The following is a 722-nucleotide window of genomic DNA, read 5'->3' as shown; positions in this document are numbered from 1 at the left end:
GTCGAACGCTGGAGGCGGGACTGGAGGGCTCACGGCAGGGCCGGTTTGCGTAGTTCGGGGCCTGCCAAGAGTCCGAAGGTGAGCCCTCAGGAGTTCGCCGGACTGGAGGAGGAACTGCTGCGGGGGACGGTGTTCCACGGACGGCCGAACGAGCGGTGGACCTTGTCGCGGGTGCAGGCCCTTCTCGTTGAGAAGCTCGGTGTGTTGCTGTCGATCCGCGGCGTGTGGGAGTTGCTGCGGCGTCACGGCTGGTCGTGTCAGCAGCCTGCGCGGCGCGCGGTGGAGCGTGACGAGGCGGCCGTCGCAGGCTGGGTGAAGGAGACCTGGCCGTCGGCAAAGCCACCGCGGCGACGCGCGGGGCCTGGCTCGTCTTTGAGGACGAAGCCGCCGTCTCGATGACGTCGCACCGCGGCCGGACCTGGGCCCCGAGGGGGAAGACCACCCCTGTGGTCCAGTTCAACGGTGCCTCCCGTGGGCGGGTGACCCTGGCCGCACTCGCCTGCTACAAGGCCGGTGAACGCAGCCGGCTCATCTACCGTCCACGCGTCCAGGGCCACTGCCTGGGCAGTCAAAGGGGGTTCACCTGGCGGGACTACCGCGATCTGCTGGTGCGGGCCCATCTCCAGCTCGGCGGGCCCGTCGTGGTGATCTGGGACAATCTGAATGTCCACCGCAGCGCCGACATCCGTGACTATGCCGCCGAGCATGACTGGCTGACCATC

The 722-nt window shown here is 68.8% G+C and carries 1 protein-coding gene and 1 pseudogene; both read left to right on the top strand.

Annotated features, from left to right (window positions below; all coding sequences use genetic code 11):
• Positions 1-399: winged helix-turn-helix domain-containing protein (locus ADK54_RS43410; RefSeq protein WP_324610155.1), on the top strand; the 399-nt coding region annotated here is incomplete at its 5' end.
• Positions 396-722: pseudogene (locus ADK54_RS45980) on the top strand (IS630 family transposase); the annotation flags it as partial. The gene ADK54_RS43410 and the pseudogene ADK54_RS45980, both read left to right, overlap by 4 nt.

It is taken from the genome of Streptomyces sp. WM6378, assembly GCF_001279695.1.
In the GTDB taxonomy this organism is placed as follows: Bacteria; Actinomycetota; Actinomycetes; order Streptomycetales; family Streptomycetaceae; genus Streptomyces.
This window is presented reverse-complemented; position numbering and strand designations above follow the sequence as displayed.